Annotated in this window: 16 protein-coding genes and 1 riboswitch; of the genes, 11 read left to right on the forward strand and 5 right to left on the reverse strand. The window is 71.3% G+C overall.

The annotated features are described in order from the left end of the window. Positions 1–5 precede the first annotated feature (5 nt). Positions 6–177, reverse strand: a riboswitch (cyclic di-AMP (ydaO/yuaA leader). Positions 178–429: 252 nt separating this feature from the next. Next, complete coding sequence (locus AC5DRG_RS32560; RefSeq protein WP_491803046.1) at positions 430–1,518, forward strand: ScyD/ScyE family protein; 1,089 nt, start codon at positions 430–432, stop codon at positions 1,516–1,518. Between the two features lie 99 nt (positions 1,519–1,617). Beyond that, complete coding sequence (gene pcrA / locus AC5DRG_RS32565; RefSeq protein ID WP_491803047.1) at positions 1,618–4,128, forward strand: DNA helicase PcrA; 2,511 nt, start codon at positions 1,618–1,620, stop codon at positions 4,126–4,128. A gap of 28 nt (positions 4,129–4,156) precedes the next feature. Here the strand turns inward: pcrA and AC5DRG_RS32570 are convergent, their stop codons facing one another. After that, positions 4,157–5,665, reverse strand: coding sequence for a M23 family metallopeptidase (locus AC5DRG_RS32570; RefSeq protein ID WP_491803048.1), 1,509 nt, complete (start codon positions 5,663–5,665; stop codon positions 4,157–4,159). 213 nt (positions 5,666–5,878) lie between these two features. Then, on the reverse strand, positions 5,879–6,769 hold the full coding sequence (locus tag AC5DRG_RS32575) for a lipase family alpha/beta hydrolase (RefSeq protein WP_491803049.1): 891 nt from the start codon (positions 6,767–6,769) through the stop codon (positions 5,879–5,881). A gap of 350 nt (positions 6,770–7,119) precedes the next feature. Between AC5DRG_RS32575 and icmB the strand changes: the two genes are divergently transcribed. Next, a complete protein-coding gene (icmB, locus tag AC5DRG_RS32580) occupies positions 7,120–7,536 on the forward strand; it encodes a coenzyme B12-dependent isobutyryl CoA mutase small subunit (RefSeq protein ID WP_491803050.1) in 417 nt (138 codons plus the stop codon). A 150-nt stretch (positions 7,537–7,686) separates the two neighbouring features. Here the strand turns inward: icmB and AC5DRG_RS32585 are convergent, their stop codons facing one another. Together AC5DRG_RS32585 and AC5DRG_RS32590 are read right to left on the reverse strand one after the other, a co-directional pair. After that, positions 7,687–9,333, reverse strand: coding sequence for a DUF5691 domain-containing protein (locus AC5DRG_RS32585; protein WP_491803051.1), 1,647 nt, complete (start codon positions 9,331–9,333; stop codon positions 7,687–7,689). 75 nt (positions 9,334–9,408) lie between these two features. Further along, on the reverse strand, positions 9,409–10,764 hold the full coding sequence (locus AC5DRG_RS32590) for an SWIM zinc finger family protein (RefSeq protein WP_491803052.1): 1,356 nt from the start codon (positions 10,762–10,764) through the stop codon (positions 9,409–9,411). Positions 10,765–10,896: 132 nt separating this feature from the next. On the opposite strand from AC5DRG_RS32590, the gene AC5DRG_RS32595 reads away from it, so the two are divergent. The 7 genes from AC5DRG_RS32595 to sucD all read left to right on the forward strand — a co-directional run bounded on the left by AC5DRG_RS32595 (position 10,897) and on the right by sucD (position 22,302). After that, positions 10,897–12,036 carry an ATP-binding protein gene (locus AC5DRG_RS32595; protein WP_491803054.1) on the forward strand — a complete coding sequence of 380 codons (1,140 nt, stop codon included), beginning with the start codon at positions 10,897–10,899 and terminating at the stop codon, positions 12,034–12,036. A gap of 162 nt (positions 12,037–12,198) precedes the next feature. Beyond that, on the forward strand, positions 12,199–14,724 hold the full coding sequence (locus tag AC5DRG_RS32600; protein ID WP_491803056.1) for a DUF5682 family protein: 2,526 nt from the start codon (positions 12,199–12,201) through the stop codon (positions 14,722–14,724). A 148-nt stretch (positions 14,725–14,872) separates the two neighbouring features. Beyond that, a complete protein-coding gene (locus tag AC5DRG_RS32605; RefSeq protein WP_491803057.1) occupies positions 14,873–16,063 on the forward strand; it encodes a VWA domain-containing protein in 1,191 nt (396 codons plus the stop codon). A 204-nt stretch (positions 16,064–16,267) separates the two neighbouring features. Next, a complete protein-coding gene (locus AC5DRG_RS32610; protein ID WP_491803059.1) occupies positions 16,268–17,413 on the forward strand; it encodes a hypothetical protein in 1,146 nt (381 codons plus the stop codon). 262 nt (positions 17,414–17,675) lie between these two features. Further along, positions 17,676–19,754, forward strand: a complete 2,079-nt coding sequence (locus tag AC5DRG_RS32615) for a hypothetical protein (protein WP_491803060.1) — start codon at positions 17,676–17,678, stop codon at positions 19,752–19,754. Positions 19,755–20,216: 462 nt separating this feature from the next. After that, complete coding sequence (sucC, locus tag AC5DRG_RS32620; protein WP_491803061.1) at positions 20,217–21,395, forward strand: ADP-forming succinate--CoA ligase subunit beta; 1,179 nt, start codon at positions 20,217–20,219, stop codon at positions 21,393–21,395. Positions 21,396–21,417: 22 nt separating this feature from the next. Next, a complete protein-coding gene (gene sucD, locus AC5DRG_RS32625; RefSeq protein ID WP_491803062.1) occupies positions 21,418–22,302 on the forward strand; it encodes a succinate--CoA ligase subunit alpha in 885 nt (294 codons plus the stop codon). 204 nt (positions 22,303–22,506) lie between these two features. Here the strand turns inward: sucD and AC5DRG_RS32630 are convergent, their stop codons facing one another. After that, positions 22,507–23,607: a helix-turn-helix domain-containing protein gene (locus tag AC5DRG_RS32630; protein ID WP_491803063.1), complete on the reverse strand. Its 1,101-nt coding sequence runs from the start codon at positions 23,605–23,607 to the stop codon at positions 22,507–22,509. A gap of 99 nt (positions 23,608–23,706) precedes the next feature. Between AC5DRG_RS32630 and AC5DRG_RS32635 the strand changes: the two genes are divergently transcribed. Next, positions 23,707–25,443, forward strand: a complete 1,737-nt coding sequence (locus tag AC5DRG_RS32635; RefSeq protein WP_491803064.1) for a cell division protein PerM — start codon at positions 23,707–23,709, stop codon at positions 25,441–25,443. Positions 25,444–25,603 lie beyond the last annotated feature (160 nt).

A 25,603-nucleotide genomic window follows, 5' to 3' on the forward strand; every position in this document is an offset into this window, starting at 1 on the left:
AGGCGACTCCTTCCATATTCCGCCTACCGAGTTAGCTGTCGGGTTCGGGCGGGTGGATCGGAAGGGTTGCCCTACGGTCCTTGTCCCGGACGGGAGTTGGACCGATTCACCCCAAGGTCGGTGTGGGTCCCCGGTTCCGGCTGCCTTGGGGCGCACCGGATTCGGCGGAGGCCGAGCGGCCCGGCGACGGTTCGCCGGTGGGGGTCGTACGGCCTGATGAGCACGGTAGCCAACTCGTGTGGCCCCTGTGAAGGTTGATGGGTGATATGCCCGATACATTTTCGTGACCTTATTCATGCGTGTCACCAAGGGTGGCCGATCCGGAGTGATCTGTGGTGACTTGTGCGGAGTTACGGCGTCCGCCCGCTTCCGGGGGCTAACTTCCAGCCAGTCACGGTCTGGAGCCGTGGCAGGTGAGGGAGGTACGGCATGCGGAAGCGCACAGCACTCGTCGTCGCCACAGGAGTCGCACTCGCCGCCAGCGCGGGTATCGGCCCCGCGACCGCCACGGGCACGGACAGCGGTCACGCGGGCGGCAAACCGGTCGTCCGCGTGATCGCGAAGGGGCTCGACAACCCGCGACAGCTCTCGTACGACAACGGACATGTGTACGTCGCCGAAGCCGGACGCGGCGGCAAGAAGTGCATCGGGGAGGGTCCGGAGGGTACGACCTGCATCGGGCTCACCTCGGCGGTCACCAAGATCTACTGGGACGGGAACGCCTGGCGGCACTACCGGATCGTCGAGGGCCTGCCCTCCGGAGCCGCGCCCGACGGCGGCTTCGCGACCGGTGTGGACGGCGTCTCCGCGCTCGACGGCTGCGTCTGGGGCGTGGAGACCTTCGCCCCGCCGGAGGCCGGCGTGCCCACCACCCCACCCTGGAACAAGCTCGGCAAGCTGCTGTCCGTCGCCGACGGCAAGGCGAGGATCGCCGCCGACATCTCCGCCGTGGAGTACAAGTACAACCCGCACAAGACGGCGCTGGAGTCCAACCCGTACGCCGTCCTCGCGCTCCCCGACGGCCGCAGGATCGTCGCCGACGCGGCCGGCAACGACCTGATCGAGGTCTCGCCGTCCGGGAAGGCCCGCCCCTTCACCGTCTTCCCCGACCATGACAAACACGAGTCCGTCCCGACCTCGCTCGCCCTCGGACCCGACGGAAAGCTCTACGTCGGCGACCTGAACGGCGAGCCCACGAAGCCCACCGCGCGCGTGTGGCGGGTTGACCCCTGGACCGGCAAGGTCCTCGGCTGGAAGTCCGGCTTCGGCTCGATCACCGGTATCGCCTTCAACAACAGCGGCGACCTGTACGTCAGCCAGCTCTTCGCGGGCCAGGTGACCAAGGTCTCGCACGGCAAACGTACGAGCGTGAAGGTGCCGTTCCCGGCGGGCGTCGCCGTCGACCCGTACGACGGCAAGGTCTACGTCTCGGCCTGGTCGATCGCGGACCGTGACGGCACGGACCTGGGGCAGGGGAAGACACCGGGTGGCCAGGTCTGGAAGATCCTCGGATTCTGAGAGACGGACGATCACAGGAAGATCGTTCGGTATCGGGAACGGGCGATGTTCTCAGGGCGGCGGCGGGTTGTCAGTGGGGCACCCTAGACTCGGAGAGCGATGACAGGCCTCTTTGATGACAGCTTCCTGGCGGATCTCCAGGGCCCCCGGGCCCATGAGGAGGAACACCCGCCGCCGCCCGAGGACGAGCACGTACCGGAGCCGGTTCCGGACGATCTGTTCGGCGGGAAGTTCGACGTGCCGCCGAGCCGGGACGCGTACTACCGGGACGGTGCCCCGCGCCCGGTCGTGGACGCGGCCGCCCTGCTGGACGGGTTGAACGAGAACCAGCGCGCCGCCGTCGTGCACTCCCACACGCCCCTGCTCATCGTGGCCGGCGCCGGCTCCGGCAAGACGCGCGTGCTGACGCACCGCATCGCGTATCTGCTCGGCGAGCGGAACGTGCATCCGGGCCAGATCCTCGCCATCACCTTCACCAACAAGGCCGCCGGCGAGATGAAGGAGCGCGTCGAGCACCTCGTCGGCCCGCGCGCGAACGCGATGTGGGTGATGACCTTCCACAGCGCGTGCGTGCGGATCCTGCGGCGGGAGAGCAAGAAGCTCGGCTTCACGTCGTCGTTCTCGATCTACGACGCGGCCGACTCCAAGCGTCTGATGGCCCTGGTCTGCCGTGACCTGGACCTCGACCCCAAGCGTTTCCCGCCCAAGTCCTTCAGCGCCAAGATCTCGAACCTGAAGAACGAGCTGATCGACGAGGAGGACTTCGCCGCCCAGGCGACCGACGGCTTCGAGAAGACCCTCGCCCAGGCGTACGCGATGTACCAGTCGCGGCTGCGCGAGGCCAACGCCCTCGACTTCGACGACCTCATCATGACGACGGTCAACCTGCTGCGCGCCTTCCCGGACGTTGCCGAGCACTACCGCCGCCGCTTCCGTCATGTCCTCGTCGACGAGTACCAGGACACCAACCACGCGCAGTACGCTCTCGTGCGCGAACTCGTCGGCACCGCGGAACACGACGAGGACGTACCGCCCAGCGAGCACGACCTCCAGCCCGCCGAACTGTGCGTGGTGGGCGACGCCGACCAGTCCATCTACGCCTTCCGCGGCGCGACGATCCGCAACATCCTCCAGTTCGAGGAGGACTACCCGGACGCGACGACGATCCTGCTGGAGCAGAACTACCGCTCCACCCAGACGATCCTCTCCGCCGCCAACGCGGTCATCGAGCGCAACGAGTCCCGCCGCCCCAAGAACCTGTGGACCAACGCGGGCGCGGGCGCGAACATCACCGGCTATGTCGCCGACACCGAGCACGACGAGGCGCAGTTCGTCGCCGAGGAGATAGACCGACTGACGGACGCGGGCGAGGCCAAGGCCGGTGACGTCGCGGTCTTCTACCGTACGAACGCCCAGTCCCGTGTCTTCGAAGAGATCTTCATCCGCGTCGGCCTGCCCTACAAGGTCGTCGGCGGCGTCCGCTTCTACGAGCGCAAGGAGGTCCGGGACGTCCTGGCCTACCTGCGGGTGCTGGCGAACCCTGAGGACTCGGTACCGATGCGCCGGATCCTCAACGTCCCCAAGCGCGGTATCGGCGACCGTGCCGAGGCGATGATCGACGCCCTGGCCCAGCGGGAGAAGATCAGCTTCACGCAGGCGCTGCGGCGCGTCGACGAGGCGTACGGGATGGCCGCGCGGTCCACCAACGCCGTCAAGCGGTTCAACACGCTGATGGAGGACCTCCGTACGATCGTCGAGTCCGGCGCCGGACCGGCCACCGTCCTTGAGGCGGTGCTCGAACGCACGGGCTATCTCGCCGAGTTGCAGGCCTCCACCGACCCGCAGGACGAGACCCGGATCGAGAACCTCCAGGAACTCGCCGCCGTGGCCCTGGAGTTCGAGCAGGAATCCGGGCAGGCAGAGGAGCCCGTAGAGGGTGCGGCGGCGGCCCCGGTCGGGCTCGCCGCGTTCCTTGAGAGGGTCGCCCTGGTCGCCGACTCCGACCAGATCCCCGACGAGGAGGAGGACGGCTCCGGCGTCATCACGCTGATGACCCTGCACACCGCCAAGGGCCTTGAGTTTCCTGTGGTGTTCCTGACGGGCATGGAGGACGGAGTCTTCCCGCACATGCGCGCCCTCGGCCAGACCAAGGAACTGGAGGAGGAGCGGCGCCTGGCGTACGTCGGCATCACACGCGCGCGTGAACGGCTTTATCTGACGCGGTCGTCGATGCGAAGCGCATGGGGGCAGCCATCGTACAACCCGCCCTCGCGCTTCCTGGAGGAGATCCCGGCGACTTATCTGGACTGGAAGCGGACGGGTGCGACCGCCCCCGTCTCCTCCGGGCCGGTCTCCGGGGTGGCGTCCTCGCTGTCGTCCTCGCGCTCGCGTTCGTCGGCCTCGGGCGCGTCCGGCTTCGCCACGCGGCGGACGTCGGAGAAGCCGGTGGTGGCGCTGGCCGTCGGCGACCGGGTCACGCACGACCAGTTCGGGCTCGGCACGGTGGTCGGGGTGAAGGGCACGGGTGCGAACACGGAGGCGACGGTCGACTTCGGGGACACCAAGCCGAAGCGGCTGCTGCTGCGGTACGCGCCGGTGGAGAAGCTGTAGTCCGGGGATTACGCCGGGAGTCCGGCGCCTACGTCGGGTCGAGCCCGTGGCTGCGCAGCCACGGGAGCGGGTCGATCGCCGAGCCGCCGGCCGGCCGTACCTCGAAGTGGAGGTGCGGGCCGGTCGAGTTGCCGGAGTTCCCGGAGTACGCGATCGGGTCGCCGGCCTTCACGGTCGTACCGGAGGCGACGCGGTAGCTGGAGAGGTGGCAGTACCACGTCTCCGTGCCGTCCTTCGCGGTCACGATCATCATGTTGCCGTAGGAGCTGTTCCACTGCGTACGGACGGTGCCGTCGGTCGCGGCCATCACCGTCGTCCCGTACGACACCGGGAAGTCGATGCCGGTGTGGACGGACATCCAGTTGACGCCGGCCTGGCCGAAGTAGGCGCTGAGCCCCCTCTGCGCGACCGGCAGGGCGTACTTGGGGCGCAGCCGCTCCTTGCGGGCCGCCTCCGCCGCCGCCTTCTTCTTCTCGGCCTCCTGCTCGGCCTTGAGGTCGATGCGCTCCTGCGTACGACTGGCCCGGTCGGCGAAGTCGTCGGCGCCGGCCGAGAGGCTTTCGAGCTGGGTGTCCAGCTTGTTGTTGGCGGCGGACGGTTTCACCGCGGTGCCGTCCGACGCGGAAGTCGTCGTCTCCTGGCTGTCGCCGCTAAAGCTGCCCGCGGAGGCGGCCGCGATCCCGGCGACGCCCATCACACAGGCCGAGGGCACGGCGATGGTCAGTAGCGCGGAGCGCTTGGGGGGCGTACGGCGCCGGGAGCGGGAGCCGTTGCGGGAGGCCGCGCGTGACGCCGGGGCCGGGGTGGCTTCCTCCTGGTCGTCGAGGAGTGGGGCGGCACCGGGCAGTTCGCCGGCGGTGTCCAACTCGTCGCCGTCCAGGGCGGGTTCGTCGTACGCGACATGCTCGAAGGCCGCGGTCGCCTGCTGGTCGAAGGGGGCGGCCTGGTGCTCGTACTCTTCCGGCGCTGTTACGGCTGTGCCGTCCGAGTTCCACTGCGTGGCGTCGTATGCGCCGGTGTCGAAGGCCTGCGCGCCCCATCCCCAGTGCTGGGTCTGGTCGGCCGGGGCGTTCGTCTGGTCGGGCTGCAGCCAGGTCGTCGCGTCCCACTGGCCGCTGTGCTCGGCGCCGGTGGCCTGCGGCGGGATGACGGACAGGTGCTGCTGGCCGGCCGTCCAGGCGGTGGTGTCGTACGCGCCGGTGTCGTAGGCGGCGTGGTGCTGGGCCGCGTACGCGTCGTAGTTCAGGGTCTGTTGACTGCCCGTGGACCAGGTCGTGGAGTCGTACGAGCCGGTGCCGTAGTCGTCGCCCGGCATGTTGCCGAAGAGGGGGTCGGAGTCGAAGCTCGGGGTCGCGTAGGCGCCGGTGTGTGTTCCCGTGCCCGTGCCCGCGTCGAAACCGTTGGCCGAGTAGCCGTCGTACGTGGTGAAGTCGCCATAGGGGGCTTCCTGGGTGCCGTACGGCGCGTAGTGCGCGGACGCGGCATCGGAGGCCGGAGTCGGGGTGGTCATCGTCCCCGACGGGTGGCGGTCGTTCACCAACTTCTCTTTCGCCTCGACAACAGGGGCTGCCAGAGCAGTGCGGTGACTGTACCCGGCGGTACGCGGGCGCGACAATCTTCGTCAGGTTTCGCGCCCGCAGGAAACGGGCATTCGGCCGTGTTTCGGGGGACTGCGGGCGCGAGTTTGGCCTTTTGTTCGAGAAGTGTTCGAGTCGGGGGTGGCTGTTCGGGGCCGTTAGACGGGCCGTCGTCACGCCACTGTCAGGCCGCCGGCGCGGGTGGCGGTGTGCGCGGAAGTGTGGGTGGCGGACCCGGTTTCCGGCCGTGCCATGTCGAGGGCCTGCCGTATCCCGGCCGCGACGGCGGGGTGCACGGGCAGGGCGAGGTGTCCGATGCCGCTGACCCGGACGTTCTGCGCGGCCAGGTCTGGGTGCTCGACGCAGGCCGTCTCCAGCGGGTCCATCAGCTGGTCGAGGTCGCTCCAGAAGCTGACGAACTGCGTACGGCAGCCGGGCGCGGGCCGGGTCAGCTCCTCGATCACCTCCGAGCCGGGGCGCATCTGGCGCACGATCGGGTGCGCGTCCGCCAGCGGCGCGACCCGGGTGCCGGAGTGCGGGGTGCCCAGGGTCACCAGGGTCCGGACGCGGAGGTCACCGCCGAGACGCTGCACGTAGTAGCGCGCGATCAGCCCGCCGAGACTGTGCCCGACTATGTCGACCTCCTTGCTGCCCGTGCGCTCGCAGATCTCCTCTATGTGCCGGCCCAGCAGTTCGGCTGCGGTGCGTATGTCGCAGGTCAGCGGAGAGTAGTTGAGCGACTCGACCTGCTGCCTGCCGTGCTGGGCGAGGGAACGGCGCAGCAGGACGAAGACCGAGCGGTTGTCTATGAAGCCGTGCAGGAGAACGACCGGGGGCTTGGTCTCGGTCGGTAGCTGTGCGTCGGCGTCCGCGCCCGGGGAGGGCGGGTTCGGATCGCGGCTTTCCTGGGTCACGCCCGAGGGGTAGAGGAGGAGGTGTCCCGCGAGGATCGCGATCTCCAGCACGGTCGCTTTCAGGAGGGTCAGGGGGAGTCCGGCCAGTCTGCTCGGGAGCAGGCGCTGGCAGAGCGGGAGAAAGGGCAGCATCGCCCGAGTGACCTTCATGGCCGACCTCCTGTCGGCACGCTGAGGACGGCTCTGTCCCCCGTGTGCCCTCGTGGGAGTCGCGACGAAGGCGCCGACGATGCGCCCTTCGGAGACCTCGCTGCGGCTCCTCCTGCGCGGTTCCTCCCGTGACCCCTGAGTCACGAGAACGCGGAACGTTGCGCGGTGAACTTGTCCCATCGTGTGATTTCCCCCTCGGTCTGTACCGCGAAACTGCCGGTTGCGGGATGGTGGAGATAACGTTCGTTCACTTTCTCGACCGGTGCTGTGTGAGGTTCCGTAGCGTGATGTGTGCGGTACTTGTCGTTACGGATGGATGTAGTGGACGTAGTCGCTTCATGGAGGCAGTGATGGGTGTGGCAGCCGGTCCGATCCGCGTGGTGGTGGCCAAGCCGGGGCTCGACGGTCACGACCGTGGCGCCAAGGTGATCGCGCGGGCGCTGCGCGATGCCGGCATGGAGGTCATCTACACCGGGCTCCATCAGACGCCCGAGCAGATCGTCGACACCGCGATCCAGGAGGACGCCGACGCGATCGGGCTCTCTATTCTCTCCGGCGCGCACAACACGCTCTTCGCGGCGGTGATCGGGCTGCTCAAGGAGCGTGACGCGGAGGACATCCTCGTGTTCGGCGGGGGGATCATTCCCGAGGCGGACATCGCGCCGCTGAAGGAGAAGGGCGTCGCGGAGATCTTCACGCCCGGGGCGACTACGGCTTCGATCGTGGACTGGGTACGGGTTAACGTGCGTCAGCCGGCAGGGGCTTAGGTCGGTTTCCGGTGCGGGTTGGCTGGGGTGCCGTTGCTGGGGGCTCTGCCCCCAGACCCCCGTTCGGCCCGAAGGGCCTCGTCCTCAAACGCCGGACGGGCTGGATGGTGGCGGCCAGCGCTGGAGGGTGGCGGCGGGCGTCCATCCTCCTCAAAACGCCGGACGGTTGGGGAGTTGCACCTCCTCCAATTCCTCCTGCATCGCCGCACGCAACCGCAACGTCGTGACCAACCGCTGAAACGCCTCCGCCCAATAGCCCCCGGCACCGGGTGACGCATCCTCCCCTTCGTCCGGTATCGCCAGGAGTGCGTCCAGGCGGCTTACCTCGGTCGGGGCAAGGCAGCGCTCCGCCAAGCCCATCACTCCGCTGAAGCTCCAGGGGTAACTTCCCGCGTCCCTCGCGATGTTGAGGGCGTCCACGACCGCCCGCCCCAGCGGCGCAGCCCACGGCACCGCGCAGACGCCGAGCAGTTGGAACGCCTCGGAAAGGCCGTGTGTCGCTATGAACCCGGCGACCCACTCCGCCCGTTCGGTGGGGGCCAGGATGCCCAGGAGCTTGGCGCGCTCGGCCAGGGACACCGCGCCGGGGCCGCCCGCCTCGGGGGCCGAGGGTGGGCCGAGGAGGGCGCGGGCCCAGTCGGAGTCCCGCTGGCGCACCGCCGCCCGGCACCATGAGCCGTGCAGTTCGCTCTGCCAGTCGTCCGTCACCGGCAGTGCCACGATCTCGTGGGGTGTACGTCCGCCCAACCGCCGTGACCAGGTGGTGAGTGGTGTGGCCTCCACCAACTGGCCGAACCACCAGGACCGTTCACCACGGCCCGCCGGGGCCTTGGCCACCACGCCGTCGCGTTCCATGCCCGCGTCGCACTCGTGCGGTGCCTCGATGGTGAGGGCCGGTGCGGACCGGGTGTGGTCGACGGCCACGCAGGCCGCGGCCCGGACCGCCATGCGCGCGGCCAGCGCCGAGCCCGGGAGCGCGGACAGCAGCTCCGCCGCCGTCGCCCGAACGTTGCGGCTCCGGTCGGACAACGCCTGCTCCAGGAACGGCTCGTCCTCCGCGTCCAGGCCCGTGCGCAGCGAGTCGAGGAACATCAGGCGGTCCTCCGCCCGTTCCGTCGCCCAGGTCGTCGCGAGCAGCTCGCGTGCCGCCGAGGGCTCGCGGGCGCGTACGGCAGTGAGGAGCGCGACTCGTTCCGCGAACAGGCCTTCCTGCCACAGCCGTTGAGTCGTGGCGGTGTCCGTCGGGTCCGGCAGCGCGGCGCCCCCGCCCGGTGTCGCGCGCAGAGCGAACCGCCAGTCCGGGTTCAGCCGGGCCAGCCACAGGGCACGCGGCCCCGCGAACGCCAGCACCGCCGCCCGCAGATCCGTACGCCCCCGAGCCGCGTCCAGCAGCGCGGGCAGCGACTGCGTAGGCGCCGCGAAGCCACGGCCGTTCGCCGCCGCGAGCCACTGGGGCAGCAGCTCCATGAGGTCCGGTGCCGTGCCCCTACGGCCGCCGCTGCCCGTGCCGGGGCGGTCGGCCAGCAGCATCGCGAGCCTGTGGGCCGCCGCCGCGGGCAGCGCGGGGCGCGGGTCCTCGGGGGCGGGCTCCGGGCGTGGCGCCGCCTGCGCCGGACGCAGTCCCGCCCGGCGGCGTACGGTCGCCACCGCCGCGGCGTCCAGCAGCGCCACCGGTGCTTCCCTGCCCGGCGCGGCACCCGGAGGTGTCCGCCTGTCCGTGCCGAGCAGGGCCGCGGTGACCAGTGCCTCCCAGTCGCCCGCCAGGGGCGAATCGACTGGAGCGGAGGGCCTGTTCATGAAGGTCCTTTCCGTCGGTCTCTGGATGAGTGGATGAGTGGATGAGTGGATGAATGGGGGTGGCGGCCCAGGCCCTCAGCACAGAGGCACCGCCTCGCCCGGGCCCTCCGGCCAGGCCGTCAGTGGGGTGAAACCGCGGTGGCCGCACTCGCCGAAGACCTTGACGGGGGCGCCGCCCGAGAGGGCCGCCAGGCGCCACAGGCCCGGGCGGGCGCGTGCCGTCGGGGTGAGGGGGAGTGCCGAATCCTCGTCGGCGTCCGCCAGTTGCCAGGAGTCGCCGTCGGGGGTCGGTATGACGCGGTCCAGGGTCACTGGGACTGAGTCCAGCCAGGGGTCGTCCCGGAGGGCCTCGCCGTAGCGGGTGGCCGCCTGGGACGTCGTGACTCCTGGCGGTCGTACGGGTGTGGCGGTCGGTGGGGCGAACTGTTCGCCCAGGGCCGCCCGCAGCTGGCCCCCGCCGGGGTAGGCGGACACCTCCGCCTCCAGGGTCAGGCCGACCGGCAGTGCGAGCTTGGGGGCGCGGCCGGCGGCGCCGTAGGAGAGGAGGAGGGCGGTGCGGTGCGAGTCGGCGCCGTGCAGCCAGATTCTGCGCGTCGTCAGTTTCGGGTCCGTCGTGTCGTACTGGGCGAGGACTAGCCAGCGATCGCGGATCGGCGGGCCGTCCGCCGAGCCGGGCAGGCCGATGCGTGAACGGACCGTCGCCGCCAGGCTGTCCGGCACCAGCTCGCGACGCAGCCAGCCCTGGTCGAGGAGGTGGAGCAACGCGCACTCCTCCAGCAGACGCACCGGCCAGCCCGGGCCCGAGGACGGGATGGCACCCAACTCCCTTACCCAGGCGGCCAGTCCAGGAGCCTGGGCGTCGACCATGCGGGCCGCCGTCTCCTCCCACAGTGCGTACCCCGCCTGCTCCGCCGTGGCCAGGCCGCCACGCAGCAGGTCCGTCAGGCGCTGCTCCAGCTCCACGGCCCCCGCCGTGATCCGTTCGGCCCGGCGCTCCGCCCTGCGCCGCGCCGCCTCGGGATCACCGGACGCGGACGGGGAACCCGGCGTCCCCGCCGCCCGTTTCTCCTCCGACCGCTTTCGCCTGTCCGCCGTCCACTGCTCCGCCCAGTCCGGCGCCTGCCCCCGCGGCACCGCGCCGTCCCCGCCGGCCCAGAGCAGCAGCAGCCCGAGTGCGTGTTTGCACGGGAACTTCCGGCTCGGGCAACTGCACTTGTACGCCGGACCGGATGCGTCCGCAATGTCGATGACCGTCTGATACGGCTTGCTGCCACTGCCCTTGCACAGCCCCCACACCGTCCCCTCGTCAGAACTGCCCGCCTCGGACCACGGCCCGGCCGCCCCGAGTTTGCTTCCCGCCTTGCGTGACGCTGCGTCAGGCGCCAGTGCCAGCACCTGATCAGCCGTCCAGCGCACCCCCTGCTGAGTCATGACATCGAAGGTAGATCCCACCACTGACAATCGGTCCGGACGAACCATTTGTGCAGGTCAGAGCGATTGTCAGTGGCGTGGTGCACGGTGGACACCAGATCCGAACCGGCCGAACCGGAGGGGGACCGAGCCATGCCTGTGTCCGTTGAACCGACATCCGTCGACCTGAGCGAGAACACGTCCGCGCCCGAAGCGGAGGAGCTGCGGCCGCACGCCGAACAGGCCTTCGCCGATGAACTCGCGGCGCTGGCGGCGCAGGACGACCGACCGCGCCCGGCACGCTGGAAGCTGTCGCCGTGGGCGGTCGCCACCTACCTGCTCGGCGGCACGCTGCCCGACGGCACGGTGATCACACCGAAATACGTGGGACCGCGTCGCATCGTCGAGGTCGCCGTCACGACGCTGGCGACCGACCGCGCCCTGCTCCTGCTCGGCGTGCCCGGCACCGCCAAGACCTGGGTGTCCGAGCACCTCGCCGCGGCGGTGAGCGGCGACTCGACCCTGCTCGTGCAGGGCACGGCCGGCACGCCGGAGGAGGCGATCCGGTACGGGTGGAACTACGCGCGGCTGCTCGCGCACGGCCCGAGCAGGGACGCGTTGGTGCCCAGCCCGGTGATGCGGGCCATGGCGGAGGGGATGACCGCGCGAGTCGAGGAGCTGACCCGCATCCCGGCCGACGTACAGGACACCCTGATCACGATCCTGTCGGAGAAGACGCTGCCCATACCGGAGTTGGGGCAGGAGGTGCAGGCCGTCCGCGGCTTCAACCTCATCGCCACGGCCAACGACCGCGACCGCGGGGTCAACGACCTCTCCAGCGCCCTGCGCCGCCGTTTCAACACCGTGGTGCTGCCGCTGCCGGAGAGCGCCGACGCCGAGGTCGACATCGTCTCGCGCCGCGTCGACCAGATCGGCCGCTCCCTGGACCTGCCGGCCGCGCCCGACGGCATCGACGAGATCCGCCGCGTCGTCACCGTCTTCCGCGAGCTGCGCGACGGGGTCACCTCCGACGGCCGTACGAAGCTGAAGTCGCCCAGCGGCACGCTGTCCACCGCCGAGGCCATCTCCGTCGTCACCAACGGGCTGGCGCTGGCCGCCCACTTCGGCGACGGCGTGCTGCGGCCGAGCGACGTCGCCGCGGGCATCCTCGGCGCCGTCGTCCGCGACCCCGCGGCCGACCGGGTCATCTGGCAGGAGTACCTGGAGGCGGTCGTCCGCGAGCGCGACGGCTGGAAGGACTTCTACCGGGCCTGCCGGGAGGTGAGCGCGTGACCGGCACCGGGTGGGGGCTTCGGGGGACCTGGTACGGGGATCCGGCGGTCGGCGGGGCTGTGCTTGCCGCGCGTCGCCGTGAGCGGGGCGTGGGTGGCGACGACTCGACTTGGGGCCGGTTGCGACGGGGGCGAGTGGGATGCGCGGGACTAGGGGGACGGTGTGACAGGTACTGACAGGGACGGGAGCGGTGCCTTCGGTGCGGCGCCGCTGTTGCTCGGTGTGCGTCATCACGGGCCCGGGTCGGCGCGAGCTGTGCGGGCGGCGCTCGCGGCGGCCCGGCCGGGGGTCGTGCTGATCGAGGGTCCGCCCGAGGCCGACGCGTTGATTCCGCTGGCCGCCGACGAGGACATGCGGCCGCCGGTGGCCCTGCTGGCCCACGCCGTGGACGAGCCCGGCCGCTCGGCGTTCTGGCCGCTCGCCGAGTTCTCCCCGGAGTGGGTCGCCATCCGCTGGGCCCTGGAGCACGACGTCCCGGCCCGCTTCATCGACCTGCCGGCCACGCACACGCTGGCGTGGGGGAGGGACGGCCAGGAGGAGGCCGAAGGGGAGAAGGGGGAGAGGCAGGAGGAGGGGCGGGCGACCGACGGCGATACGGCGGACCCGCCGACCCTCGACGCCGACGTGCGCGTCGATCCGCTCGGCGTGCTCGCCGAGGCCGCGGGTTACGACGATGCCGAGCGCTGGTGGGAGGACGTCGTCGAGCACCGGGGTGTGGGGGAGGGGGACGCGTTCGCGCCGTTCACCGCGCTGGAGGAGGCCATGGGGGCGCTGCGCGAGACGTACGGGGCCTGCGGGCACGACCGGGATCTCGTGCGCGAGGCGTACATGCGGCTCCAGATGCGGGCGGCGCAGCGGGAGTTCGGGGACGCGGTGGCCGTGGTGTGCGGGGCCTGGCACGTGCCCGCGCTGCGGCAGAAGGTCGCCGTCGCCGCCGACCGGGCGTTGCTGAAGGGGCTGCCCAAGGTCAAGGCGGACATGACGTGGGTGCCGTGGACGTATCGCAGACTGTCGCGGGTCAGCGGGTATGGCGCGGGCATCGATTCGCCGGGGTGGTACGGGCATCTGTTCGGTGCGCCGGACCGGCCGGTCGAGCGGTGGATGACCAAGGTGGCGGGGCTGTTGCGGGCCGAGGACCGGCTCGTCTCCTCGGCGCATGTCATCGAAGCGGTGCGGCTGGCGCAGACGCTCGCCGCGATGCGGGGCCGCCCGCTGCCGGGTCTCGGCGAGACGACCGACGCCGTGCGGGCCGTGATGTGCGAGGGCTCGGACGTGCCGTTGGCGCTGGTGCGGGACCGGCTGGTCGTCGGGGACGTGCTGGGGGAGGTGCCGGCGGCGGCGCCGGCCGTGCCGTTGCAGCGGGACATCGACCGGGCCCAGCGGCGGCTGCGGCTCAAACCGGAGGCGCTGGAGCGGGAGTTGGAGCTCGATCTGCGCAAAGAGACCGACGCCGGACGCAGCAGGTTGCTGCACCGGCTGCGGCTGCTGGGCGTCGGATGGGGTGAGGTGGCCGCGTCGCGTGGGAGCACGGGGACATTTCGGGAGACCTGGCGGCTGCGCTGGGAGCCCGAGTTGGCGGTGCGGGTCGCCGAGGCCGGTGTGTGGGGGACGACCGTCGTCGCCGCCGCGACCGCCAAGGCGGAGGCCGACGCCGTTGCCGCGCGGCACCTCGCCGACGTCACCGGGCTCGCCGAGCAGTGCCTGCTGGCGGAACTGCCGGACGCGCTCCCCGTGGTGATGCGGATCCTCGCCGACCGCGCGGCGCTCGACGCGGACGTCGGCCATCTCGCCCAGGCCCTCCCGGCCCTGGTCCGTTCCCTGCGCTACGGCGATGTGCGCGGCACGGACACCGCGGCCCTGGCCGAGGTCGCCGCGGGCCTGGCCGAACGCGTCTTCGTCGGCCTGCCCCCGGCCTGCGCCGCGCTCGACACGGACGCGGCCGAAGAGATGCGCCGGCATGTGGACGCGGTGCACGGCGCGGTGGGGTTGCTGGCGGCCGGTGCCGGTGCCGGTGCCGTTGGCGTGGGCGGCATCCCCGCGCCAGACAGCAACGACGGAGACGCGGGCCCCGCGCCCGAGTCGGCGGCCGCCACCGGCCATACCGCCCCCACCGGCCACCCCGCCCACGGCGACCTGCGTGCCCGCTGGCATTCCGTGCTCCGGGTGCTGTCCACGCGGGACACCGTGCCCGGTGTCGTACGGGGCCGGGCCGTGCGACTGCTGCTGGACGACGGGGAGTTGGGGCAGGACGAGGCGGCCCTGCTCATGGGGCTCGTGCTGTCGCCGGGGACGCCGCCCGCTGATGCGGCCGCGTGGATCGAGGGCTTCGTCGGCGGAGGCTCTGGCGGCGGGATGCTGCTCGTGCATGACGAGCGGCTGCTCGGGCTGGTGGACGCGTGGCTGACCGGGGTGCCGACGGAGGCGTTCACGGACGTACTGCCGTTGCTGCGGCGAACGTTCTCGGCGTATGAGCCCGGAGTGCGGAGGACCCTCGGCGAACTGGTGCGGCGCGGGCCGGGGGAGCGGGGGAGTACGGCGGGCGCCGGCTCCGGCATACCGGGCTTCGCGCCCGACCTGGACAGAGACCGCGCGGACGCCGTACTGCCGGTGGTGCGGCTGCTGCTCGGCCTGGACGGCGACGGCCAGGAAAACGTTGACGACAACGGCCTTGTGGGGGTGGCTGGATGACGACCGACGCACTGAGGAAGCCAGGGGAGAGGGCGGCCGAAACGGCGGCTGACGCCAAGGACGGACGCGGGCGCCGAGTGGAATGCAGGCCAACGACGACCGTACCGGTGATCCCGCTCTGGGACCGGAAGCGTACGGAGGCCCGCGGATGACGACGGAGCGGACGATGGAGCGGGTGATTAGGGAGCCGACCGACCCGGCACAAGAGCGGCTCCGGCGGTGGCGGTTGGTGCTCGGGGGTCATGCGGCGGACGGTACCGGGTGTGTGCTGTCGGGGCGGGATGCCGCGATGGACGGGGCGCTGACCTCGCTCTATGGGAAGGGGGACAAACCGCGGTCGGGGCAGGACCGTTCGGCGGGGCTCGGGGCGTCGGCGCCGTCCGTCGCGCGCTGGCTCGGGGACATACGGACGTACTTCCCCTCCTCCGTCGTCCAGGTCATGCAGCGGGACGCCATTGACCGGCTCGGGCTCTCCGCGCTGCTCCTCGAACCGGAGATGCTGGAGGCGGTGGAGGCCGACGTGCACCTCGTCGGCACGCTGCTCTCCCTCAACAAGGCGATGCCGGAGACGACGAAGGAGACGGCACGGGCCGTCGTACGCAAGGTCGTCGAGGATCTGGAGAAGCGGCTCGCCACCCGCACCCGGGCCACCCTCACCGGCGCCCTCGACCGCAGCGCCCGTATCAACCGGCCGCGCCACCACGACATCGACTGGAACCGCACGATCGCGGCCAACCTCAAGCACTACCTGCCGGAGTACCGGACGATCGTGCCGGAGCGGCTCATCGGGTATGGGCGTGCTTCCCAGTCCGTCAAGAAGGAGGTCATCCTCTGCATCGACCAGTCCGGGTCGATGGCGGCATCCGTCGTCTACGCCTCCGTGTTCGGCGCGGTGCTGGCGTCCATGCGGTCGATCAACACGCGGCTCGTCGTCTTCGACACGGCGGTCGTCGATCTCACCGACCAGCTCGACGACCCCGTCGACGTGCTCTTCGGGACGCAGCTCGGGGGCGGTACGGACATCAACCGGGCGCTCGCGTACTGCCAGTCGCAGATCACCCGGCCCGCCGAGACGGTGGTCGTGCTGATCAGCGACCTCTATGAGGGGGGTATACGCAACGAGATGCTCAAGCGGGTCGCGGCGATGAAGGCGTCGGGGGTGCAGTTCGTGACGCTGCTCGCGCTGTCGGACGAAGGGGCGCCCGCATACGACAGGGAGCACGCGGCCGCGCTCGCGGCGCTGGACGCACCGGCGTTCGCCTGCACACCCGATCTCTTCCCGGAGGTGATGGCGGCGGCGATCGAGAAGCGCCCGTTGCCGATACCGGACACCACATGACGAACAAGGGGCTACCCGATGACTGTGGCAGCAAAGGGGACATGACTACCCATCGGTAACGGGGGGCTTGCGCAACCTCGGGAGTGGCATGCAAGGATCGAGACCTCGTCAGCGGAGCGCACGCGCCCCGCTCACCCGAACTCGCCCGAACCGCGTCGCTCCGACACGTGACTCGTTCCGTCGCACGGGAAGATGCTCCCCCTCTTGACCTGGTCAGCCGCACTGCCCGGTGCCGCTGTACGCGTGACGCGTACGGCGGTTGGGCGGCGTGCGCTGCAAGTGGTGCTGTTGGTGGGCGGGTTGTTCGCGCTCGGGTTCCTCTGCGGAGGGCAGGCGCAGGCGGCGGACGGTACGGCGACCACGACCACCTCCATATCCACTGCCTCGGCGCCCACGTCGGCGTCCGGGGTCGTGCCGTCGGATTCCGCGGACGGCGTCGGGTCGTTGCTGAGGGGCGTCGTCGAGCAGGTGGTGAGCCCGGATCTCGACGCGGGCTCCGAGGCCGACGCCGACGCCAAGCCCCCGCTCCCGAAGCCGTCCCCCGACCAGGTCCTGCGCCCGGTGGCCGATCACGTCATCGAGACGGTCAACGAACGTGTCGTGAAGCCGGTCGACGACGGCGTCGTAGAACCGGTCAACGAGGGCGCCGTAGCGCCGGTCAATGACGGCGCCGTAGAACCCATCAACGACAACGTCGTGGAACCCATCAACGACGGCGTCGTGAAGCCGGTCAACGGCGATGTCGTCGACCCGGTCGGGGACCTCGTGGAGACGGTGAACGCCGGGCTGGCAGAGGTGCAGGCGGCCTTGCCGCCGCTCGTGTCGCTGCCCGCGCTGCCGATTCTGCCCGCGCTTCCCGAGCTTCCGACCGTTCCCGAGATACCCGCGCTCCCCACCCTCCCGACCATCCCCAGCCTGCCCACGCTTCCGGGTCTGCCCGTGTTGCCGGGGCAGACGTTGCCGGCGCCGGTCACCTCCGTGCCCCAGCAGCCGGGGACCTCGTCGGACGATGGACAGGACTCCGTCGGACAGGCCGGCGGGGCGGCGGGCGTGACGTACGGGCCGCGCTTCACCGGTGATGCCGCCGGGTGGACCGCTGGCGCCGACGGCGCCGGGCACCGTGCCGTGTCCTCGTCGTACGCGCCCGTGCACCAGGCACCCGGCGGTGACCCGAACGGTTCGCTGGGCACCAGGCCGGCCGCCGACAGTGGTACCTCGCGGCACGGCGACGCACACGCCGTGACCCAGAACGACCGGGCGCCGCTCAGGCTCGTGCCCGGCAGTGCCGCGCGCGTCGACGCGGCCGAGACCCGGGACAGGTTCCGGGACATTCCCGTTTTCCCCGGCTAGAGCCGGCCTTTCCCCCGCCGTAGACCTGCCGCGCGGGGGCGGAACAGGTCTGCCCGCCCGTCCGGACGCCCCTCACCTCCCGGACGGAAGTCGCCGGGGCCGTTCCGATTCCGCTGGTCCGCAGCTTGCCGGCCCTGAGCCCTTTCGGCTCCCCGGCTGCCGAGCTTCCGGACCGCGAACGGAACCGTCGCCGGAACGTCTCCAAGCCTTCCCGGGGCTCGGCCCTCCCGAGTCCCGGAATCCCTAAGGATTTGACGCACGCATGAACAAGAACATCCGCCGCTCCATAGTCATAGCCGCCGGCGTCACCGGCGCATGGGCGCTCGGTTCCACCGTCGCCAGCGCCGACGAACTGCCCGCCTCGTCGCTCTCCGCCTCGGACACGACCACCGACGCCACCGCCGACGTCACCGACACCCTCGACTCGGTCACCGGCGCGCTCACCGACACGGTCGACGGCGTTGTCTCCGGCGTCCAGGACACCGTCTCCGGTGTGACCGACGGCAGCGTGACCGACGGTGCGACGGCGACCGTCGCGGACACCGCCGGCAAGGCGACCTCCACGGCCACAGACACCGCCGCCTCCGCCAAGAAGGCGGCCTCCGTCGACGCCACGGACCAGGCCCGCCGGTATGTCGATGCCGACGTCACCGTCCCGGCAGCGGTCAAGACCAAGGTCAAGGGCGCCCAGGCGATCCGGGGCGCCCAGGCCGCCCGCGCCGCGAAGGCCAAGGCCGATGCCGTCACGGGTACGGTCGCGACCGTCGCCGAGGCCACCACCTCCGACACGACCGACCCGCAGGGCGGGATCGACTACCTCTTCGGCCCGCTGGCGGTGTTCGCGCCCGAGCTGGAGCAGGCACTGGCGGCCGCGCAGACCAAGCTCCAGGGCGTCCAGACGGCCACCCGCACCCAGGCGCAGGGCGTCGACGGCGTGGTGCGCACCAAGGTTCAGCGCACGGTCGCCGGCGCGGGCCGCACCGCGGCGGGCGTGACCGGCGCGGCCCAGTACACGGTCGCCGGCATCGACACCCGTACCGCGGGCGCGGTCACCACGGCCCAGGGCCAGGCAACGACCGTCACCACCGCGGCCCAGGCCACCGTCTCAGGCGTCCCGAGCCACATCACCGGCACGGTGGACGGCGTTCAGCAGCACGTCGTCGGCACCGTCACCGGCACGGTCGCCGGGATCCACCACCACCTCACCCACACCGTCAACGGCGTCGAGCAGCAGGCCCTCGGCACCGTGGCCGCCGTCCCCGGCACCGTCGCCCAGGTCGTCGACGAGACCGCCGACGCCGTCGTCCCGCCCCTGGTGACCTCCGCCGTGAACGGTGTCGTGCCGGTCGCCGGTCAGGCCGTCGCGGGCGTGGCGCCCGTCGCCGGGAACGTCGTCGACGGAGTCGTGCCCGTGGTGTCGTACGCCGTGGACGGGGTGAGCCCGGTCGCCGGTCACGTCGTCGGCGGGGTGGTTCCCGTGGCCCAGGGTGCCGTGAGCGGTGTCGTGCCGGTCGTCGGGCATGCCGTCGGTGCCGCGACCGAGTTGGCGTACGGGGTCGTCGCCGATGTCCAGCCCGTCGTGGGCGGCGTCGTGCAGGGCGTGCAGCCGGTCGCCGCCGGTGTGGTCGGGGACGTCCAGCCGGTCGTGGGCGGGGTCGTCGAGGGCGTTCAGCCCGTCGTCGGTGGAGTGGTCGCGGATGTGCCCGCGTACGCCACGGGGCTCGTCGCGGACCTGCCCCCTTATGCCACCGGGCTCGTCGGCCAGGTCGCCGACGACGCCGTGGACTCCGTACTGCCGCCCGTCGCCGGCACCGTCGTGCACGGCGTGGTCCCCGTCGCCGGGCAGGCCGTCGCGGACGCGGGCGGGCTGGCGTACGGCGTCGTCGGCGACGTCGCTCCCTTCGCGGGCGGTGTCGTCGGCGCCGTACCGCCGCTGGCGTACGGAGTCACCGGGCAGGTGGGTCCCCTCGCGCAGGGTGTCGTGGACGAGGTGCCGCAGTTCGCGTACGGCGTCACCGGCGCTGTGCAGCCCGTCGTCGACCTCGTCACCGAGACCGTCCAGCCGGTCGTCCAGGGCGTCGGCGACAGCGTCACGACTCTGGCGTACGGCGTGGTGGGCGACGTCGCTCCCTTCGCGTACGGCGTCACCGGACAGGTGGCCCCCTTCGCCCAGGGCATCGTCGGCCAGGTCGCGCCCTTCGCGCAGGACCTGACCGGCACCGTCCAGGCCACCGCGGGCCCGCTCGCCGACCACGCGGTCACCGGCGTCGAGGGCGTCGTCGACTCGGTCACCCCGGGCCACCTGCCGAACGCGCACTACGGCAGCCCGTACAGCGTCTGATCCCGCGCTCACGCCGCACAGGAAGCCGCACGCAAGCAATGAGTGCGGCGCCGCGGCGCACAGGACCGACTCCGCGGGGCCAAGGCCCCGGACAGCCGAAAGCCATCGGATTGTCCGACCGAAATCCCGCGGGTGGGGTGGGTGATCCCCATTGGGGTGGGGACCAGCCACTTCGGGCCCCCTAGGGGCTGTTCAAGGGGTCTCACCGGGCCAACCCCAGCCCGGTGAGACCCTGCTCGGACGGCACGCCGTGCCAGTGAGAGCGGCATCATGTGACAGGTATCACCGCTCAGGTGTGACCCTCGATTTAGGGGCCCCCTGAAAGCAGCGATAACCTGCGAGACGGACATGCCGCGTGCTCGGACACCGTGTGCGCCTCCCTTGTGACAGCGGACGTCACGTTGCCCTTCGCGGCACGCCCACGCATCCAACGAACCGCGAGATCACTGAGGACGGAAGCGCGTGGACCTGTTCGAGTATCAGGCGAGGGACCTCTTCGCCAAGCACGATGTACCGGTGCTGGCCGGTGAAGTCATCGACACGCCTGAGGCGGCCCGCGCAGCCACTGAGCGTCTCGGTGGCAAGTCCGTCGTCAAGGCCCAGGTGAAGGTCGGCGGCCGTGGCAAGGCCGGTGGCGTGAAGCTCGCCGCCACCCCGGACGAGGCCGTCGCGCGTGCGACGGACATCCTCGGCATGGACATCAAGGGCCACACGGTCCACAAGGTGATGATCGCCGAGACCGCGCCCGAGATCGTCGAGGAGTACTACGTCTCGTACCTCCTCGACCGCACCAACCGCACCTTCCTCGCCATGGCGTCCGTCCAGGGCGGCGTGGAGATCGAGGTCGTCGCGGAGGAGAACCCCGACGCCCTCGCGAAGGTCCCGGTCGACGCCAACGAGGGCGTCTCGATCGAGAAGGCCCGCGAGATCGTCGCCCAGGCGAAGTTCCCGGCCGACGTCGCCGAGCAGGTCGCCGAGATCCTCGTGACGCTGTGGGACACCTTCATCAAGGAGGACGCCCTCCTCGTCGAGGTCAACCCCCTCGCGAAGGTCGCCTCCGGCAAGGTCATCGCCCTCGACGGCAAGGTCTCGCTGGACGAGAACGCCGAGTTCCGCCAGCCGGACCACGAGGCGCTGATCGACCACGACTCCGCCAACCCGCTTGAGGCCGCCGCCAAGGCCAAGAACCTCAACTACGTCAAGCTCGACGGCGAGGTCGGCATCATCGGCAACGGCGCGGGTCTCGTCATGAGCACCCTGGACGTCGTCGCGTACGCCGGTGAGGCCCACGGTGGCGTGAAGCCGGCCAACTTCCTCGACATCGGCGGCGGCGCGTCCGCGGCCGTGATGGCGAACGGCCTGGAGATCATCCTCGGCGACCCGGACGTCAAGTCGGTGTTCGTCAACGTCTTCGGCGGCATCACCGCCTGCGACGAGGTCGCCAACGGCATCGTGCAGGCGCTGCAGCTGCTCGCGGACCGGGGCGAGGAAGTCACCAAGCCCCTCGTCGTCCGCCTCGACGGCAACAACGCCGAGCTGGGTCGCAAGATCCTCTCCGACGCCAACCACCCGCTGGTCCAGCGCGTGGACACCATGGACGGCGCGGCCGACAAGGCCGCCGAGCTCGCGGCTGCGAAGTAAGGGAAGAGGGACAGACACAGCCATGGCTATCTTCCTCAACAAGGACAGCAAGGTCATCGTCCAGGGCATGACCGGCTCCACGGGCATGAAGCACACCAAGCTCATGCTCGCCGACGGCACCAACATCGTCGGCGGCGTCAACCCGCGCAAGGCGGGCACGACGGTCGACGTCGACGGCACCGAGATCCCGGTCTTCGGCACGGTCGCCGAGGCGATCGAGAAGACGGGCGCCAACGTATCCGTCCTCTTCGTCCCGCCGGCCTTCTCCAAGGCCGCCGTGGTCGAGGCGATCGACGCCGAGATCCCCCTCGCGGTCGTCATCACCGAGGGCATCGCGGTCCACGACTCCGCCGCCTTCTGGGCGTACGCGAAGGCGAAGGGCAACAAGACCCGCATCATCGGCCCGAACTGCCCCGGTCTCATCACCCCGGGTCAGTCGAACGCCGGCATCATCCCGGGCGACATCACGAAGCCGGGCCGCATCGGTCTGGTCTCGAAGTCCGGCACGCTGACGTACCAGATGATGTACGAGCTCCGTGACATCGGCTTCTCGTCGGCCGTCGGCATCGGTGGCGACCCGGTCATCGGCACCACGCACATCGACGCGCTCGCCGCGTTCGAGGCCGACCCCGACACCGACCTGATCGTGATGATCGGCGAGATCGGCGGCGACGCCGAGGAGCGTGCGGCGGACTTCATCGCGAAGAACGTGACGAAGCCGGTCGTCGGCTACGTCGCCGGCTTCACCGCGCCCGAGGGCAAGACCATGGGCCACGCCGGCGCCATCGTCTCCGGCTCCTCCGGCACGGCCGCCGCGAAGAAGGAGGCCCTGGAGGCCGCGGGCGTCAAGGTCGGCAAGACCCCGACCGAGACGGCGAAGCTTGCGCGGGAGATCCTCGCCGGCTGAACGGTACCCAGCTGAACGTTGGTGGGCTCGCTCCGTGGGTTGGGGCGGGCCCATCGCGCGTTACGGGGTGCCGGGTCGGGTTGTTCGGCGGCTGCGGGTGCGTCGTGGCTGGTCGCGCAGTTCCCCGCGCCCCTGAAAACTCGGGCCCGCCCTGTTCTTTTAGGGGCGCGGGGAACTGCGCGACCAGCCCCCACCGGCCTGCAGTCAACGACTCAGCGGTACCAACCTCTCAGGCCCGCTCACCGTCTCCTCCCGCAGCTTGGCCCGAAGCTCCAGTTCCGCATCCGACAACGGCCCTTGCGCCGCTCTCGGCGGCACCCCCTGCACCGTCGCTCCCGGGGCCACGGGCGGCTCGTAATGCGTGGGAGCCGTCCGCACGGTGAGTGTCGTCGCACCGATGAGGGCGACCGTGAAGGCGATGGCGGCCCGCGTCCAGAACCGCGCCCTTCGCTCACTGCCGACCCGCACAGTCACCGGCCTCGCGGCACGCAACCGCTCCGTGGCGGCCAGTTCGGCCAGCCGCCGGTTGAGCTCGGCGGGTTCGGCCAGTTCGGGCAGGCGCGCGGTCACCGCATCCCTCGCGTGCAGCAGCCGGTTCGCCGCCACCGGAGTGCTCGCCTCCGTCTCCGCCGCCGTCTCCGGCAGACCGAGGCCGACACCGTCGTAGAGGAGGAGGGTGCGGCGTCGCGGTGGCGGCAGTTTCAGGAGTACGGCCATCAGCGCGCGGTCGGACACGTTGGCGGGCGGGGGTTCCGGGTGGCGGTAGCGGGGGCGGAGGCGGTGCCAGGGAGAGAGGGCGTACTCGTACGCCGCCGCCCGCACCCAGCCCGCCGGATCCCGGTCCCGGGCCACCTCGGGCCAGCGCTGCCAAGCCAGTTGGAAGGCCCGCTCGACGGATTCGCGCGCGAGCTCGCGCCGCCCGGTGAGCAGATACGTCTGCCGGACGAGGGCGGGGGCACAGAACGCGTACAGCGCGTCGAAGGCCTGAGCGGGTGTCAGGGGGGCGGCGGCCGGTGCCTCGTCGGGTTCGGGTTCGGGTTCGGGTTTGGGTTCGGGCGTGGGCTCTTTTTGAGGCGCCGTCACCTCGGCCTCCCGGTCGTCCTGCTCCGACAGGGTGTCCAGCAGCTTCGCGTACGCCTCCCGTTTCCGGCCGCGCGGGCTCGTGCGGCCGGACTCCCACGAGCGCACCGTCGCGCTGGTGACACCCACCCGTTCGGCGATCTGAGCCTGCGTCAACGAGCCTGCCTCGCGCAGGCGTCGGCGTTCCTTGGGCGGGGGGAGGGGGGTTGCAGCGCTCTGCGCCATTACAGGGCACCCCTTCGTACGAAAAAGTACATAATCATATATTGAGCGACACTTCGGGGGTTCGCCTGTTACGACGAGAAAGCGCGTGTCGTTGGGAGCATGGCGGGCGTGATCCAGATGACCGCTCGCCGACCGTCGTTGTCGCCCCTGCTCACCCGGATGCGCGACCGATCGCCTGGGTTGGCCGCGAGCCTGTCGGGTGGTGCGCTCGCGGCGGGGCTGGGGCTCGGTTCGTTCGCCGTGCTCGTGATGGTGCTGTGGATCAGTTCGCCGTATCCCGACAGCGGGCCCGGGGGCGCGCTGCATGTCGCCGCGGCGCTGTGGCTGCTGGCGCACGGGGTCGAACTGGTCCGCACCGACACGCTCTCCGGCGTCCCCGCGCCCGTCGGTGTCACCCCCTTGCTGCTGCTCGCGCTGCCGGTGTGGCTGGTGCGGCGGGCCGCGCGGGACGCGGTGGACGCGGGCGAATCCCCCGACGAACGGCCCCGGGTGTCCGCCTGGACCGCATGGGCGGGCGTCGTCCTCGGCTACCTCGCCGTCGGTGCGGCGGCCGCGCTGTACGCGTCGAGTGGAGACCTTCGGCCCTCGTGGGCGTGGACGGGGGTGTGCGTACCGGTTGTTGTGGCGGGTGCGGCGGGGGTGGGGGTGTGGATCGGGTACGGCCGTCCGCGCGCGGTCGTGTTGAGCGTGCTCGTGCTGTTGCCGGCGGGGGTGCGGCGGCTTGTCCTCGGGCCTGGCGCGCGGGTGAGGCTCGGCACCGCCGTCCGGGCCGCAGCTGCGGGGGTCGCCGTGTTCGTCGGGGGTGGGGCTCTGTTGCTGGCGGCTTCGTTGGTGTGGCACGGCGGGGAGGCGTGGGGGGCCTTTCTTCAACTGACGGAGGGGTGGTCGGGGCGGTTCGCGGTCCTGCTGCTGTGCGTGGCGCTTGTGCCGAACGCGGCGGTGTGGGGGGCGGCGTATGGGCTGGGGCCGGGCTTCGTGTTGGGCGCGGGGCATGTGGTGGGGCCGCTGTCCTCGGCACCGGCCCCGTTGCTGCCACCGTTTCCGCTGCTGGCGGCGGTGCCGGAGGCGGGGGTTGGGGGACTGGTCAATTGGGGGGCGGGGGTGGTGCCGGTGGTGGCTGGGGCGGTGGTGGGGTGGTTTGTGGTGGGGCGGGAGGAGTCGGGGGGTGAGCGGCTTTCAGAACAGGGGGGCGAGCGCTTGTCAACGCCGGTCCAGGTAACCCCAGCCCGTCTGCGGGTCCCCCCTCTGGGGGAGTTTGAGGACGAGGCCCCTTCAGGGCCGAAGGGGGGTCTGGGGGCGCAGCCCCCAGGAGGCACCGCAACCACAGCCGCCGCGGCGGCCGGACTCTGCGCGGTCACACTCGCGGCGCTCACCGCGCTGTCCGGCGGAGCCCTCGGCGTTGGCGCCCTCGCCTCGTTCGGGCCGGTGTGGTGGCAGACGGGTGCGGCGGCGCTGGTGTGGGTGGCGGGGGTGGCGATCCCTACGGCGTTGGCGCTGCGGGCGTGGCGGTGTCGGGAACGCCGGGTTCGGGGGAGCGTGCCGAAGATTGGCAAGCCGCGGGTTGAGGTGCCGGAGGCTACGGGGCGCCGACTCCGGGAAGTGCTGTCGTCGCCGCGCGGATGGTTCGGTCGGCGGAGGGAAACTGGGCCCTCGATGCCTGTGCCCGCGGTCGGGCCGTACAGCCCCTACGACTCCCTCGGCGACGACGACCCGGAGTTCGAGCCGTACGACTTCCTGCCGGAATCCCCGCCCTGGAACGACGACGACTCCCCGGAGACCCGCTGGGCGGCACAGAAGGAGGCGGCCACGCCGACGGAGACCCCAGACGGCGACTGACCCGGGTGTTTCTTCGCCCCCGTCGCCCCTACCCGTCCCATCCCTGGGGGCTGCGCCCCCAGACCCCCCTTTCGGCCCTGAACGGGCCTCGTCCTCAAACTCCCCTAGAGGGGGGACCCCCAGACGGGCTGGAATTACCGGGCCGGCGTTGACAGGTGCG

The organism is Streptomyces sp. JLBG701 (genome assembly GCF_058544905.1).